Here is a 14,843-nt window from a genome sequence, read left to right on the forward strand (position 1 = left end):
GGGGCGTGCGCAGGACACCGGGTACTTCCCTCCGCGAATGTCCCCCGGCCTGCGGCCTCCTCCTTGATTTCGCTGCGGGAAGCACCCAGTGCCCTGCGCACGTGGTCACGCGTCGGGTGAACGGCTGATCAACAGCCGCTCTGAGCAGCTCAGTAGGTCTGCTTCGGGGCTGCAGCCTTCCAGCTGCGGCTGACCCGGCCTGCGCTGTCGACGCTTTCCAGGTGCACGTCGAAGCCCCAGAGCCTTGCGACGTGCTTCAGCACTTCTTCGGCGTTGTCGTTCAGCGGCAGGTTGTTGCGCTGCGTGTGGCGCAGCGTGAGCGAGCGGTCGCCGCGCGTGGCCACGCTCCAGACCTGGATGTCGGGCTCGCGGTTGCCGATGTCGTACTGGCGTGACAGCGACTCGCGCAGCGCCTGGTAGCCGCTGTCGTCGTGGATGGCCGACACCTCGAGCTCCGATTCGCTCTGGAAATCGCGGATCGAGAACAGGCGGAAATCGCGCATCGTCTTCGGGCTCAGGAACTGGCCGACGAAGCTCTCGTCCTTGAAGTTGCGCATCGCGTAGTCGAGCGTCTTGACCCAGTCGGTGCCCGCGAAGTCGGGGAACCAGCGGCGGTCTTCCTCGGTAGGCTTTTCACAGACGCGGCGCAGGTCGGTGAACATCTTGAAGCCCAGCGCATACGGGTTGATGCCGCTGTAGGCGCGGTGGCCCACGGGCGGCTGGAACACCACGCTGGTGTGCGAGCTGAGCCACTCCATCATGAAGCCGTCGTCCAGCTGGCCGCGGTCGTACATGGTGTTGAGCAGCGTGTAGTGCCAGAAGGTGGCCCAGCCTTCGTTCATGACCTGGGTCTGGCGCTGCGGATAGAAGTACTGCGCGATCTTGCGCACGATGCGCACCACCTCGCGCTGCCACGGCTCGAGCAGGGCGGCGTTCTTCTCGACGAAGTAGAGCAGGTTCTCCTGCGGCTCCGACGGAAAGCGGCGCGCGGATTCCGACTCGGCCGTCTGCTCGCTCTTGCGCGGCAGCGTGCGCCAGAGGTCGTTCACCTGCTGCTGCATGTGACGCTCGCGCTCGGTGCGCTGCGCGCTCTCTTGTGCCAGCGAACGCTTCTGCGGACGGCGGTAACGGTCGACGCCGTAGTTCATCAGCGCGTGGCAGGAGTCGAGCAGGTCTTCCACCGCATCGAGGCCGTGGCGCTCCTCGCACTCGGCGATGTAGTGCCGCGCGTAGACGAGGTAGTCGATGATCGACGACGCATCGGTCCACATGCGGAACAGGTAGTTGCCCTTGAAGAAGCTGTTGTGCCCGTAGGCCGCATGGGCGATCACCAGGGCCTGCATGGCCATGGTGTTTTCTTCCATGAGGTAGGCAATGCACGGATCGGAGTTGATGACGATCTCGTAGGCCAGCCCCATGTGGCCGCGCTTGTAGTTCTTCTCGGTGGAAATGAACTGCTTGCCGTACGACCAGTGCCTGTAGATCATGGGCATGCCCACGCTGGCGTAGGCGTCCATCATCTGCTCGGCCGTGATCACCTCGAGCTGGTTCGGGTAGGTGTCCAGGCCGAAGCTCCTCGCGGTCTTGGCGATCTCGGTGTGGTACGTCTCGATGAGCTCGAAGGTCCAGTCGGAGGGGCTGGGCAGGCGTTCGAGGCGGGAGGTGGGGAGGTCGGTGCTGCGCGGCAGGACAGGCGCCCCGGGCGCGCGTTCGGTGGTGGTGATCATGCGGGCACCCCTTCCTTCTTGAACAGGTCGCGGAACACCGGGTAGATGTCCTGCGCGTCCGATACCTTGCGCATCGCAAAGTTGGGCGCCACGCCTTCGAGCTGCTGGTACTCCTGCCACAGGTTCTGCTCGGTCTCGGCCACCTGCACGTAGGCGTAGTAGCGCACCACCGGCAGGATGTTGTCGACCAGCAGTTCGCGGCAGCGTCCGCTGTCCTGGTGCCAGTTGTCGCCGTCGCTGGCCTGGGCGCCGTACACGTTCCATTCGCCGCTGGCGTAGCGGGCCTTGACGATCTCGTCCATGAGCACCAGCGCGCTCGACACCACGGTGCCGCCGGTTTCGGTGGCGTGGAAGAACTCTTCCTCGGTCACTTCCTGCGCTTGCGTGTGGTGACGCAAAAACACGAGGTCGATGCGCTCGTAGTGCCGCGTGAGAAACAGGTACAGCAGCATGAAGAAGCGCTTGGCCATGTCCTTGCGCGCCTCGTCCATCGAGCCCGAAACGTCCATGAGGCAGAACATCACGGCCTTGGCGCTGGGCACGGGCGTCTTCACGCGGTTGCGGTAGCGCAGGTCGATCGGGTCGATGTAGGGCACGTGCCGCATGGTGCGGCGCAGCTCGGCGATGAGGTCCTCGGTCTCGCGGATTTCCTTCTGGATCAGCGCGGTCTCGGCCTGCGGATGCGCTTTCAGGACCAGGAGGTGCGCCTCCAGGCGCTTGAGCTCCTTGCGCGGTTCGCCTCCCAATGCAATGCGCCGCGCGAGCGCGCCGCGCATGGAGCGCACCACGTGCAGGTTGTTGGGCGAGCCGTCGCTGGTGAAGCCGGCGCGGTGGCTCTTCCATTCGGGCACTTCGGCGATCTGGGTGCGGATGAGGTGCGGCAGCGCGAGGTCGTCGAAGAAGACGCGCATGAACTCCTCGCGCGTGAGGCGGAAGACGAAGTCATCCTCGCCTTCGCCGCTGTCGCTGGCCTCGCCGCTGCCCGAGCCACCGCCGCCCTGGCCCTCGGGGCGCGCGATGCGGTCGCCCTTGAGGTATTCCTGGTTGCCGGGGTGCACGTACTCGCGGTCGCCGCCGCGCGCATGGCCGAACACCGGCTCGGAGACATCGTGGCGCGGCAGGGTCACGTCTTCGCCTTGCTCCAGTTCGCGGATGTTGCGCCCGCTGACCGCGCGCCGCACCGCCTCCTGGATCTGGCCCTTGTAGCGCCGAAGGAAGCGCTCGCGGTTGCCGATGGACTTGTTCTTGCCCGAGAGCCGACGATCGATGATCTGCTGCAGGATGGCCACGATGTTTTCAAAGCTCCTTGCAAAACGGTGGACGGTGCGTTGGTTGTTAGGTTCTTCGCACGCGCCCGTTGTTCCCGCTGTCCGCTATGAACTCTTGCGCACGCGCAGGTACCACTCGCACAGAAGCCGGACCTGCTTGGCCGTGTAGCCCTTCTCGACCATGCGGGTCACGAAGTCTTCGTGCTTCTTCTGCTCGTCGGCACTGCTCTTGGTGTTGAAACTGATCACCGGCAGCAGCTCTTCGGTGTTGGAGAACATCTTCTTCTCGATGACTGCGCGCAGCTTCTCGTAGCTGGTCCACGCCGGGTTGCGCCCCGCGTTGCCGGCCCGTGCGCGCAGCACGAAGTTGACGATCTCGTTGCGGAAGTCCTTCGGGTTGCCGATGCCGGCGGGCCGCTCGATCTTTTCGAGCTCGCCGTTGAGCGAGGCCCGGTCGAACACTTCGCCGGTGTCCACGTCGCGGAACTCCTGATCTTGAATCCAGTAGTCGGCGTAGGTCACGTAGCGGTCGAAGATGTTCTGGCCGTACTCGCTGTAGCTCTCGAGGTAGGCGGTCTGGATTTCCTTGCCGATGAACTCGGCATAGCGCGGCGCCAGCAGCTCCTTGATGTAGCTGATGTACTTCTGCTCGGTTTCCGGCGGAAACTGCTCGCGCTCGATCTGCTGTTCGAGCACATACATCAGGTGCACCGGGTTGGCGGCGACCTCGGTGCTGTCGAAGTTGAACACCTTGGAGATGATCTTGAAGGCGAAGCGCGTGGAGACACCGCTCATGCCCTCGTCGACGCCCGCGTAGTCGCGGTACTCCTGGATCGACTTGGCCTTGGGGTCGGTGTCCTTCAGGTTCTCGCCGTCGTACACCTGCATCTTGCTGAAGGTGCTGGAGTTCTCGGGCTCCTTCAGGCGCGTGAGCACCGACAGCTGCGCCATCATGCGCAAGGTGCCGGGCGCGCACGGGGCCTTGGCCAGCGACGAGTTGCGCACGAGCTTCTCGTAGATCTTGATCTCTTCGGAGGCGCGCAGGCAGTACGGCACCTTGACGATGTAGATCCGGTCGAGGAAAGCCTCGTTGTTCTTGTTGTTGCGGAACGCCTTCCACTCGCTCTCGTTGCTGTGGGCCAGCACGATGCCGTCGAAGGGAATGGCGCCGAAGCCCTCGGTGCCCTTGAAGTTGCTTTCCTGCGTGGCCGTGAGCAGCGGGTGCAGCACCTTGATGGGCGCCTTGAACATTTCCACGAATTCGAGCAGGCCCTGGTTGGCCAGGCACAGGCCGCCGGAGTAGGCGTAGGCGTCCGGGTCGTCCTGGGCGTAGGTTTCGAGCTTGCGGATGTCGACCTTGCCGACCAGCGAAGAGATGTCCTGGTTGTTCTCGTCGCCCGGTTCGGTCTTGGCGACCGCGATCTGGCGCAGCACCGAGGGGTAGCGCTTGACCACCTTGAACTGGCGGATGTCGCCGCCGTACTCCTCGAGCCGCTTCACGGCCCAGGGCGACAGGATGCGGTTCAGGTAGCGCACGGGGATGCCGAATTCCTTCTCGAGGATCTCGCCGTCCTCGAGGGTGTCGAACAGCCCGAGGGGCGATTCGTTCACCGGGGAGCCGTGGATCGCATAGAAGGGCACGTGCTCCATGAGCTGCTTCAGGCGCTCGGCGATCGAGCTCTTGCCGCCGCCGACGGGGCCCAGCAGGTAAAGGATTTGCTTCTTTTCTTCCAGGCCCTGTGCGGCGTGGCGGAAATAGGACACCACCTGCTCGATGGCATCTTCCATGCCATAGAACTCCTTGAACGCCGGATAGATCTTGATGACCTTGTTCGCGAAGATCCGCGAAAGCCGGGGGTCATTGCGGGTATCTACCAGTTCGGGCTCGCCAATGGCCTGAAGCATTCGTTCGGAGGCCGTTGCATATGCCGTCGGATCGCGTTTGCAGATATCCAGATATTCCTGCAGCGAGAGAACTTCCTCGCGGGTGCGTTCGTAGCGGGCTGCAAAGTTGCTGATCACGTCCATGGTCGCGCCTCCTTCAGGTCGGCGGGGCTTTTGACCCCGATGCCTACAGCCAGAGACTGCGTCGCTCCTCTTGGAAGAGGGGCCCCGCCCATGGCCGTATGCCGTGGAAAACTCCCTTACACACTATCTACACAATCGGTTCAATCAGCATAAAGCAAAGAATGAACCGGGCAAATGTTTTATTTATTCTGAACCCCTCTGCCGAGTAAAGTTCCTCGGAAAACAAGGAACTTCTATTCGTGTTTCTGTTAAATTGAAAAGCTCGCGCTCGCGTAATTGTCCCCGGATGAAATGACTATGCCGAATGGCTATCGTCCTCATTGAAATTCTGTGGCGAACACCTTTCCTAATTGAACCCGGGTTCAATAAAGCCGATGCCTTTCAGCAATAACGCGCGACCTGTCGTTTGGTTTATTGCATATCCAAAAAAACATTAAAGCAATCCCCGCGCCACTCCTGTGGCGGGTGGCTGGCGCATGGCAACGTGGGAAGGCAACGCGGGCGCCGGTCGGCGGCGTTCCGCAACGGTGCGGGGAGCACCGTTCGCGTGCCTGGCGCGCCGCCGGAGGGCGGAGGCGGCCGAAAGAGGGCACGCTGCGGGCCGACAGGGCGTCGGCCCGGCGCTGACGAAGGCCGTCAGCGCGTCAGCATCATCATCAGCTGAAGAATTCCTTGGCCTTGTCGAACCAGCCCTTGTCGGTCGGGCTGTGCTTCTCGCCACCCTTCTTGAGCGATTCGTCGAGTTCCTTGAGCAGCTTGCGCTGGTGCTCGGTGAGCTTCACCGGCGTTTCCACGCGCACGTGGCAGTACAGGTCGCCCGGGTAGCTCGAACGCACGCCCTTGATGCCCTTGCCGCGCAGGCGGAACTGTTTGCCGCTCTGGGTGCCGTCGGGAATGTCGATGGCGGCCGCGCCCTTGAGCGTGGGCACGTTGATCTCGCCGCCGAGCGCCGCGGTGGTGACGCTCACGGGCACCACGCAGTGCAGGTCGTCGCCGTCGCGCTCGAACAGGTCGTGCTTCTTGAGGCGGATCTCGATGTACAGGTCGCCGGGCGGCCCGCCGTTGGTGCCGGGCTCGCCGTTGCCAGTGCTGCGGATGCGCATGCCGTCGTCGATGCCGGCCGGAATCTTCACTTCGAGCGTCTTGTTGTTCTTGATCTTGCCCTGGCCGTGGCACACGGTGCACGGGTCGGGAACGATCTTGCCGCTGCCGTGGCAGGTCGGGCAGGTCTGCTGCACGCTGAAGAAGCCCTGGCGCATCTGCACGGCGCCCGCGCCGTGGCAGGTGGTGCAGGTGATGGGCTTGGTGCCGGGCTTGGCGCCGGAGCCGTGGCAGGTGCCGCAGTCGTCCCAGCTCGGGATGCGGATCTGGGCGTCCTTGCCTTCCGCGGCTTCCTCGAGCGTGACTTCCATCGCGTAGCTCAGGTCGCTGCCGCGGAACACCTGGCGTCCGCTGCTGGTGCGGCCACGGCCGCCACCGCCGAACACGTCGCCGAAGATGTCGCCGAAGGCTTCCGCAAAACCGCCGAAGCCTTCCGCGCCCGGACCGCCGTGCATGTTGGGGTCGACGCCGGCATGGCCGTACTGGTCGTAGGCCGCGCGCTTCTGGCCGTCCGACAGCATCTCGTAGGCTTCCTTCACCTCCTTGAACTTGGCCTCGGCGTCCTTGCTGGTGTCGCCGTGGTTGCGGTCGGGGTGATGCTTCATCGCAAGCTTGCGATAAGCCTTCTTGATTTCGTCCTCGTTCGCGTTCTTGGGAACGCCGAGGGTTTCGTAGTAGTCGCGTTTGGTGGCCATGGCAGCAGATTCGGTCGGGCGGCGGGAACTCGGGGAACTGGAAGCGAGAAAGGCTGGAGCACCTGTTCAGGTGTTCCAGCCTTGCATGAAGGGCAGGGGATCAGCCCTTCTTCACTTCCTTGACTTCGGCGTCGACCACGTTGTCGTCAGCCTGGGCATGCGCCGCAGCTTCCGCGCCTGCCGGGCCGGTGGCTGCCGAGGCGCTGGCCGCGGCGGCCTGCGATTCGGCATACATCTTCTCGCCGAGCTTCTGGCTCGCGGTCATCAGCGTGTTGGTCTTTTCCTCGATCACGGTCTTGTCTTCACCCTTGAGGGCTTCCTCGACGTCCTTGATCGCGGCTTCGATCGCGTCCTTCTCGGCGGCTTCGAGGCTGGCCCCGTGCTCGCCGAGCGACTTCTTCACGCTGTGCACCATGGCTTCGCCCTGGTTGCGCGCCTGCACGAGCTCGAGCTTCTTCTTGTCGTCTTCGGCGTTCAGCTCGGCGTCCTTCACCATCTTCTGGATCTCGTCTTCGCTCAAGCCCGAGTTCGCCTTGATGGTGATCTTGTTTTCCTTGCCGGTGCCCTTGTCCTTGGCGCCCACGTGCAGGATGCCGTTGGCGTCGATGTCGAAGCTCACCTCGATCTGCGGCGTGCCGCGCGATGCCGGCGGAATGCCCTCGAGGTTGAACTCGCCCAGGGCCTTGTTGCCCGAAGCGATTTCACGCTCGCCCTGGAACACCTTGATCGTCACGGCCGGCTGGTTGTCTTCGGCGGTCGAGAAGGTCTGCGCGAACTTCGTCGGGATCGTGGTGTTCTTCGTGATCATCTTGGTCATCACGCCACCCATGGTCTCGATGCCCAGCGACAGCGGGGTCACGTCGAGCAGCAGCACGTCCTTGCGGTCGCCCGAGAGCACTTGCCCTTGAATGGCGGCGCCGACAGCCACGGCTTCGTCGGGGTTCACGTCCTTGCGCGGCTCCTTGCCGAAGAAGGCCTTCACCTTTTCCTGCACCTTGGGCATGCGGGTCATGCCGCCGACCAGGATCACGTCGTTGATGTCGTTCACGCTGATGCCGGCGTCCTTGATGGCCAGGCGGCAAGGCGCGATGGTGCGCTCGACCAGCTCGTCGACCAGGCTTTCCAGCTTGGCGCGGGTGAGCTTGATGTTCAGGTGCTTCGGGCCCGACGCATCGGCTGTGATGTACGGCAGGTTGATGTCGGTCTGCGCGCTGTTCGACAGCTCGATCTTGGCCTTTTCAGCGGCTTCCTTCAGGCGTTGCAGGGCGAGCACGTCCTTGCCCAGGTCGACGCCTTGTTCCTTTTTGAACTCGCCGATGATGTAGTCGATGATGCGCTGGTCGAAGTCTTCGCCGCCCAGGAAGGTGTCGCCGTTGGTCGACAGCACTTCGAACTGCTTCTCGCCGTCGACGTCCGCGATCTCGATGATCGACACGTCGAAGGTGCCGCCGCCCAGGTCATACACGGCGATCTTGCGGTCGGCCTTGTCCTGCTTGTCCAGGCCGAAGGCCAGGGCAGCAGCGGTGGGTTCGTTGATGATGCGCTTGACGTCCAGGCCGGCGATGCGGCCGGCGTCTTTCGTGGCCTGGCGCTGTGCGTCGTTGAAGTACGCCGGCACCGTGATCACGGCTTCGGTGATGGTTTCGCCGAGGTAGTCTTCGGCGGTCTTCTTCATCTTGCGCAGGATGTCGGCGCTGACCTGTTGCGGGGCCATCTTCTTGCCGCGCACTTCCACCCATGCGTCGCCGTTGTCGGCCTTGGCGATGGTGTAGGGCATCAGGTCGATGTCCTTCTGGACTTCCTTTTCCTCGAACTTGCGGCCGATCAGGCGCTTGATCGCGTACAGCGTGTTCTTGGGGTTGGTGACGGCCTGGCGCTTGGCCGAGGCACCGACCAAGACTTCACCGTCTTCCTGGTACGCGACGATCGACGGCGTGGTGCGGGCACCTTCCGAGTTCTCGATCACACGCGTGGTGTTGCCTTCCATGATCGACACGCACGAGTTGGTGGTGCCGAGGTCGATGCCGATGATCTTTGCCATGTTCTTACTCCTGAAATTCGGAAAAATATGTTGTTATGAACTTGTGGATAACCCGGCGTGATTCAAGGGATGACGCGGGGATTTCCTGTGGGAATCTTGTGGGCCGATGCCGCTTTACTTGGGCGCGGCCACGGTGACCAGCGCCGGGCGCAGCACGCGCTCGTTGATGGTGTAGCCCTTTTGCAGGAGGCCCACCACGGTGTTGGCGTCCTGGTCGGCGGGCACCATCGAGATGGCCTGGTGCAGGTGCGGGTCGAACTTGTCGCCGGCAGCGGGGGCCACTTCGATCACCTTGTTGCGTTCGAGCGCGCTCTTGAGCTGGCGCAGCGTGGCCTCGGCGCCTTCGCGGATCTGCTCGGGCGTGGCGTCCTTGATGGCCAGGCCGGCTTCGAGGCTGTCGGTCACCGGCAGCAGGCTCTCGGCAAAGGCTTCGACCGCGAACTTGCGGGCCTTGGTGATCTCGTCGTCGGCGCGGCGGCGGGCGTTCTGCACGTCGGCTTGCGCGCGCAAATACTGGTCGGCCAGTTCGGCATTCTTGGTCTGCAGGGCAGCCAGCTCGCCTTGTGCCACGGCCAGCGCGTCGAGCGCCTCGGCTTCGTTGGCGGCTTGCGCGGCCTCCAGTTCTTCGGGACTGGGCTCGCCTTGCAGCATTTGAGAATTCTGTGCGGATTGTTGCGGGTCAGACATTTTTCAAAGAACCGGCGTGCGCCGGAAAACAAACACAGCCAGCCACTTGGGGCTGCTCTAGGGCTTTTCAAGCGTAAAAATGCGGCCAAAGCGGCCGCAAGAGGGGTGCGAAGTGGCTTTCGCGAGAGACACCGCGGAACCGGCTTCGCCGGGCCGCAGGTGTCGCCCCCGGTAGGGGGTTGGCGAAGCGGACACGAAGTGCCGCGCAGCCTGGGGGCGAGCCTCAATGTGCGTCGAGGAGCTCGACGTCGAACTTCAGGGTGGCGTTCGGGGGGATCACGCCGCCAGCGCCGCGGGCGCCATAGCCCAGTGCTGCGGGGATGACCAGCGTGCGCTTGCCGCCGATCTTCATGCCGGCGACGCCTTCGTCCCAGCCCTTGATGACCTGGCCGGCGCCCAGCGAGAACGCGAAGGGGTCGTTGCGGTCGCGGCTGGAGTCGAACTTGGCGCCTTGCACGCCGTCGTTGAAGAGCCAGCCGGTGTAGTGCACGTGCACGTGGTGGCCGGCCTTGGCTTCAGCGCCGGTGCCGACTTCGGTGTCTTCGTATTGCAGGCCGGAGGGGGTGGTGGGCATGGGAAACGCTCCTTGCGTCGATGAAATGGGAGAGGAATCGGAGGCGCGGAGTTTACCGAGGCTCGGAGCGCCCCCGCTTCAGCCCTGGTTGTCGGAGCCGGACGGCGTCGTGGCAGGAGGTGTTGCTTCAGGCTCGGAAGGCGCCGGTGCCGCAGGCGAAGCTGCCTCGGCAGCGGCCGGTTGGGCGGTGGCCGGCCCCGCGGCCTTCTTGCTCTGCCCCAGCTGCCACTTGGCGGCGAAGGCCTGCAGGTCGGACAGGCGCTTGAGCAGGTCCTGCCCGCTCAGCGTGAGGCAGTAGCCGTCGCTGCCGTGGCTCACGACGCCGGCTTCGCGCAGCTCCTTGATGCGGGTGTTGAGGGTGTTGGGAGTGATGCCGCCGACGCTGTCCTGCAGCAGCCGGAAGGTCTGGGCGTGGCCGTCGCGCAGGGCCCACAGCACACGCAGCGCATAGCGGGCTTCGAGCAGGGCGAGCAACTGGCTGATGGCTGCGTTTTCCTTGGTACTCATCGACATCATCTCCTCGAAGCTGGGCGGACCGTCGGCCGGGGGCAGGCCGGGGCGGCGCACTCTTGTTTGTGATTGGTCGTCATGGACCGTCTGGCTGGCCGACGACTATAGCGCGAAGGATCAGGATGCTACTGGTTTTATAGCTGTGCAGGCATGCAGCATGCGGGTTTCGAGACAAAGCTTCACAAATCAGGCGTAGTTGGCCATGGCTTCGCCCAGGCGGATCGCGCGGGTGGGCGACCAGTCCGGGTTGAAGGCCAGCGCGGGCGCCGGGAACAGCATGACGACGGTGGAGCCGAGCAAGAACCGGCCCATCTCGTCGCCCTTCTTGATGTCGATCTGCTGGTCGTTGTAGTGCCACTCGCGCAGCTCGCCCACGCGCGGCGGGTTGACCACGCCGTGCCACACGGTGGCCATGCTGCCCACGATGGTGGCGCCCACCAGCACGAGCACGAAGGGGCCGTGGGCCGATTCGAAGACACACACCACGCGCTCGTTGCGCGCGAACAGGCCGGGCACGCCGCGCGCGGTGGTCGGGTTGACCGAGAACAGGTCGCCGGGCACGTGGATCATGCGCACCAGCCGCCCGTCGCAGGGCATGTGGATGCGGTGGTAGTCCTTGGGGCTCAGGTACAGCGTGGCAAAGCTGCCGTGCGCGAACTTGGCGGCCAGCGCCGCGTCGCCGCCGACCAGCGCGGTGGTCGTGTAGTTGTGACCCTTGGCCTGGAAGATCTGGTCGCCCTCGATGGCGCCGAACTGGCTGATGGCGCCGTCCACGGGGCAGACCAGGTCGGCCTGCGCGAGCGGGCGCATGCCGGGCTTGAGGGCGCGCGTGAAGAACTGGTTGAAGCTCTTGTAGTGATGGATGTCGGACTCGAGCGCCTCGCCCATGTCGACGTTGTACTTGGCAACGAAGCGGCGAATGATCCAGGTGGTGACCGCGCCTCGTTCCTTGCCTGCGACCCAGCCGGCGAACTTGGTCAGGGCCTGCTTGGGGAACAGGTATTGGGGCAGAACTGCGGAGCGATCGGACACGTTGTGAAAGGCCTGGAATGCGGAATCGGACGGGCATTCTATAAAGCGCTTCTCTGGGGGGACGTAGGAAGCTTCCCTTGGTTCGCGAGGGTGGGCGCTCTTTGCGGGGCACGCGCCCGGCGGGCGGCGCGGCGCGGGCGGCCCCACTGTGCCGGCCGCTTCGCGGCTGCCCTGCGGTGCTCGCGTTTCGCGGGGTCTCGCAGAACTCGCCTTCGGCTCAAACAGCTGCGAGCCCTGATCCGCGAAACGCTGCGCGCCTCGGCGGCACAGAGGGGCCGCCCGCACCACACCGCCCACCGGGCGCTTGTGGGGGTGTGGATGCTGTCGGATGCGGGGGAGGGGGAGGTCAGTCGGCCTTGATGCCCGCGGCCTTGATCACCTGCGCCCACTTCTCCACTTCCGTCTTCTGGAAGGCGGCGATCTGCGCGGTTGTCAGGTCGGCGGGCTCCATTCCGAAGCCCTTGAGCTTGTCCTGCATCTCGGGCGTCGCGAGGATCTTGCGGATCTCGGTGTGCAGGCGCTCGACCACGGGGGCGGGCACGCCGGCGGGCACGAAGATCGCCTGCCACGACACCACTTCAAAATCCTGCAGGCCGGGCACCCCCGACTCGGCGACCGTGGGCACGTCGGGCATCGAGGCCAGGCGCTTGGCCGAGGTGACGGCGATGGCGCGCAGCTTGCCGCTCTGGATGTGCGGGCCCGCGACCACGGTGGTGTCGAACATCATGTCGACCTGGCCGCCGATCACGTCCTGGATCGCGGGGCCGCTGCCCTTGTACGGGATGTGCGTGAACTTCACGCCCGACTTGTAGCCCAGCAGCTCCAGCGCCAGATGCTGCGAGGTGCCCGTGCCCGCCGAGGCCGACGAGAGGCCGCCGGCCTTGGCCTTGCTCGCGGCGATCACGTCCTTCAGCGTCTTGTAGGGGCTGGCCTGGTTCACGACCAGCACCACGGGGTTGGTGCCGATGAGCGTCACAGGCGCGAACGACTTCTGCGGGTCGTAGGCGAGCTTGGGGTACAGGCTCACGTTGATCGCGTGCGAGCTGATCGTGCCGCCCACCAGCGTGAAGCCGTCGGGCGCGGCGCGCGCGCCGATCTCGGAGCCCACGCTGCCGCCGGCGCCGCCCTTGTTGTCGATGATCACGCTCGTGCCCAGCACGGTGCCGAGCTTCTGGCCGATGAGCCGGCCCAGCACGTCGGTGGTGCCGCCCGCGGGGAAGGGCACGAGGTAGGTGATGGCCTTGCCCGTGGGCCAGGTGGTGCCGCCCTGCGCGAAGGCGGGCAGGGCCGCCGCCAGCGAGGCGGCGAGGGCGGACTGGATGAGTGTGCGGCGTTGCATGGTCGTGCTTCCTTGTCGTGTCGCGCTCACGGCTTGATGTTGAGCTTGGTGATCAGCGCCCTGAAGTAGGCGTTGTCCTTGGCCAGCGTTTCCTTGAACACGGCGCCGTCGGTGTAGACGTAGCCCAGGTTCTGCTTGTCCATCACCTCGTGCATGAGCGGCTCGGCGGCGGTCTTGGCGGTGATCTCGCGCAGCTTGGCCATCACTTCGGGTGGCGTGTTCTTCGGTGCGCCCAGGCCGCGCCACGTGCCGATCGACAGGTCGATGCCGCGCTCCTTGGCGGTCGGGATCTTCTCGAAGCCCTTCACGCGCTTGTCGGCCATCACCATCAGCACCTTGAGCTTGCCGCCCTGCACGTGCGTCGTGACTTCGGCGGGGCTCACGGCCACGGCCTCGATGTGGCCGCCCAGCAGCGCCAGCACGGCGGGCGCGGCGCCCTGGAACGGGATGTGGCCGAACTTGGTGCCGGTCTTGTCTTCGAGCGCGGCGGCGGCCAGGTGCCAGATCGAGCCGTTGCCCGAGTTGCCCACGCGGATGCCCTCCGGCGACTTCTTCGCGGCGGCGAGGAATTCTTCGATCGTGTTCCACGGCGCATCGGCCTTCACGGTGATCGCGGCCGGGTCGGCGTTGAGCTGTGCAATGGGCTGGAAGTCGTCGTAGTTGAACTTGGCCAGGCCCAGGTGCGGCAGCGTGAGCAGCTCCACCGTGAGCACCGCGAGCTTGTAGCCGTCGGGCTTGGCGTTGATCACCTCGGTCCAGCCGATGGCACCGCCCGCGCCGGGGCGGTTGACGATCACTATGCTCTGCGAGATGTGCTTGCGGCTGGCTTCCGAGAATGCGCGCGCCAGCCCGTCGGTGCCGCCGCCGGGCTGGTAGGGCACGAGCAGCTCGATGGTGCGGTTCGGGAAGTCGTTGGCTTGCGCCGCGGCGGGCGCGGCCCCGCCGAGCGAGAGGGCAGCAGTGGCCGAAAGGGCGGCAAGGCCGCGGACGAACTGGCTTCTTTGCATGGTGTCTCTGTCTCCGTTGTTGATCTGTTCTGTCTGTGGTGTGGCGCCGGCGAGGGCTCAGGGCATGTACTGCCCGCCGTTCACTTCGAGCACCTGCCCGGTCACGTAGCCCGAGAGTTGCTCGGAGGCGAGGTACAGGAAGGCGCCCACGCATTCGTCGGCCGTGCCCAGGCGCCCCATCGGGATGCCGGTCCTGAAGGTCTCGAGCATCGCGGGCGTCGAGAAGCGGTCCTGGAACGGCGTCTGGATCACGCCCGGCGCGACCGCGTTCACGCGGATGCGGTCGCCCACGAGTTCCCGGGCCAGGCCGTGCGTCGCGGTGCTCACGAAGCCCTTGGCGCCCGCATACAGGTAGGCGCCGGGGCCGCCGCCGGTGCGCGCGGCCACCGAGGTCACGTTGATGATGGCGCCGCTGCCTTGCTTGCGCATCTGCGGCACCGTCTCGCGGCAGAAGGCCAGCACCGAGCGCGCGTTGATGTGCATCACCTCGTCGAACAGCGCATCGTCGAACTCGGCGATGGGCATGCGCTTGACCAGGCTGCCTGCGTTGTTCACCAGCACGTCAATGCGGCCGAACTGCGCCGTCGTTTCCTGCACGCAGGCGCGGATCGCGGCCGTGTCGCGCACGTCGGCCTGCAGCGCGAAGGCCGTGCCGCCGGCGGCGCGGATGGTGTCGACCACGCGGGTCGCTGCATCGGCCGAGCTGTTGTAGTGCACGGCCACGCGCATGCCGCGCGCGGCAAAGGCGATGGCCACCGCGGCGCCGATGCCGGTGCTGGCGCCGGTGACGAGGGCGGTCTTGTCCTTGAGGTCTTCCATGGCTGTGCTCCGTGT

At 65.2% G+C, this 14,843-nt stretch carries 11 protein-coding genes and 1 pseudogene; all 12 read right to left on the reverse strand.

What is annotated here, in order from left to right:
* Nucleotides 1–149: 149 nt before the first annotated feature.
* Nucleotides 150–1,727, reverse strand: coding sequence for a SpoVR family protein (locus AC07OH_RS00990; protein ID WP_495299280.1), 1,578 nt, complete (start codon nt 1,725–1,727; stop codon nt 150–152).
* Nucleotides 1,724–3,016 carry a YeaH/YhbH family protein gene (locus AC07OH_RS00995; RefSeq protein WP_099796127.1) on the reverse strand — a complete coding sequence of 431 codons (1,293 nt, stop codon included), beginning with the start codon at nt 3,014–3,016 and terminating at the stop codon, nt 1,724–1,726. The genes AC07OH_RS00990 and AC07OH_RS00995 overlap by 4 nt, the downstream gene beginning before the upstream one ends.
* A gap of 84 nt (nt 3,017–3,100) precedes the next feature.
* Nucleotides 3,101–5,023 (reverse strand): PrkA family serine protein kinase, encoded by a 1,923-nt coding sequence (locus AC07OH_RS01000; RefSeq protein ID WP_101492107.1) that lies wholly within the window; start codon nt 5,021–5,023, stop codon nt 3,101–3,103.
* Between the two features lie 656 nt (nt 5,024–5,679).
* On the reverse strand, nt 5,680–6,819 hold the full coding sequence (gene dnaJ, locus AC07OH_RS01005) for a molecular chaperone DnaJ (RefSeq protein ID WP_495299281.1): 1,140 nt from the start codon (nt 6,817–6,819) through the stop codon (nt 5,680–5,682).
* A gap of 100 nt (nt 6,820–6,919) precedes the next feature.
* On the reverse strand, nt 6,920–8,860 hold the full coding sequence (dnaK, locus tag AC07OH_RS01010) for a molecular chaperone DnaK (protein WP_495299282.1): 1,941 nt from the start codon (nt 8,858–8,860) through the stop codon (nt 6,920–6,922).
* A 114-nt stretch (nt 8,861–8,974) separates the two neighbouring features.
* On the reverse strand, nt 8,975–9,547 hold the full coding sequence (gene grpE, locus AC07OH_RS01015) for a nucleotide exchange factor GrpE (protein WP_159272622.1): 573 nt from the start codon (nt 9,545–9,547) through the stop codon (nt 8,975–8,977).
* A gap of 223 nt (nt 9,548–9,770) precedes the next feature.
* Nucleotides 9,771–10,121, reverse strand: a complete 351-nt coding sequence (locus AC07OH_RS01020) for an FKBP-type peptidyl-prolyl cis-trans isomerase (RefSeq protein WP_099796131.1) — start codon at nt 10,119–10,121, stop codon at nt 9,771–9,773.
* Nucleotides 10,122–10,325: 204 nt separating this feature from the next.
* A pseudogene (locus AC07OH_RS01025) lies at nt 10,326–10,628 on the reverse strand (winged helix-turn-helix transcriptional regulator); the annotation flags it as partial.
* A 189-nt stretch (nt 10,629–10,817) separates the two neighbouring features.
* A complete protein-coding gene (gene asd / locus AC07OH_RS01030; RefSeq protein WP_495299283.1) occupies nt 10,818–11,663 on the reverse strand; it encodes an archaetidylserine decarboxylase in 846 nt (281 codons plus the stop codon).
* 346 nt (nt 11,664–12,009) lie between these two features.
* Entirely contained in the window at nt 12,010–13,002 is a 993-nt protein-coding gene (locus tag AC07OH_RS01035) for a Bug family tripartite tricarboxylate transporter substrate binding protein (RefSeq protein WP_495299284.1), read from the reverse strand.
* A gap of 26 nt (nt 13,003–13,028) precedes the next feature.
* Nucleotides 13,029–14,009 (reverse strand): tripartite tricarboxylate transporter substrate binding protein, encoded by a 981-nt coding sequence (locus AC07OH_RS01040; protein WP_495299285.1) that lies wholly within the window; start codon nt 14,007–14,009, stop codon nt 13,029–13,031.
* A gap of 57 nt (nt 14,010–14,066) precedes the next feature.
* Nucleotides 14,067–14,828: an SDR family NAD(P)-dependent oxidoreductase gene (locus AC07OH_RS01045; protein ID WP_495299286.1), complete on the reverse strand. Its 762-nt coding sequence runs from the start codon at nt 14,826–14,828 to the stop codon at nt 14,067–14,069.
* Nucleotides 14,829–14,843: the final 15 nt, after the last annotated feature.

The organism is Variovorax sp. GW821-FHT10C12 (assembly GCF_059415405.1).

Coding starts and splice junctions, on each gene's coding strand:
- AC07OH_RS00990 (WP_495299280.1), bottom strand. CDS start 1,727: ATGATCACCACCACCGAACGCGCGCCCGGGGCGCCTGTCCTGCCGCGC.
- AC07OH_RS01000 (WP_101492107.1), bottom strand. CDS start 5,023: ATGGACGTGATCAGCAACTTTGCAGCCCGCTACGAACGCACCCGCGAG.
- dnaJ (WP_495299281.1), bottom strand. CDS start 6,819: ATGGCCACCAAACGCGACTACTACGAAACCCTCGGCGTTCCCAAGAAC.
- dnaK (WP_495299282.1), bottom strand. CDS start 8,860: ATGGCAAAGATCATCGGCATCGACCTCGGCACCACCAACTCGTGCGTG.
- grpE (WP_159272622.1), bottom strand. CDS start 9,547: ATGTCTGACCCGCAACAATCCGCACAGAATTCTCAAATGCTGCAAGGC.
- AC07OH_RS01020 (WP_099796131.1), bottom strand. CDS start 10,121: ATGCCCACCACCCCCTCCGGCCTGCAATACGAAGACACCGAAGTCGGC.
- AC07OH_RS01035 (WP_495299284.1), bottom strand. CDS start 13,002: ATGCAACGCCGCACACTCATCCAGTCCGCCCTCGCCGCCTCGCTGGCG.
- AC07OH_RS01040 (WP_495299285.1), bottom strand. CDS start 14,009: ATGCAAAGAAGCCAGTTCGTCCGCGGCCTTGCCGCCCTTTCGGCCACT.
- AC07OH_RS01045 (WP_495299286.1), bottom strand. CDS start 14,828: ATGGAAGACCTCAAGGACAAGACCGCCCTCGTCACCGGCGCCAGCACC.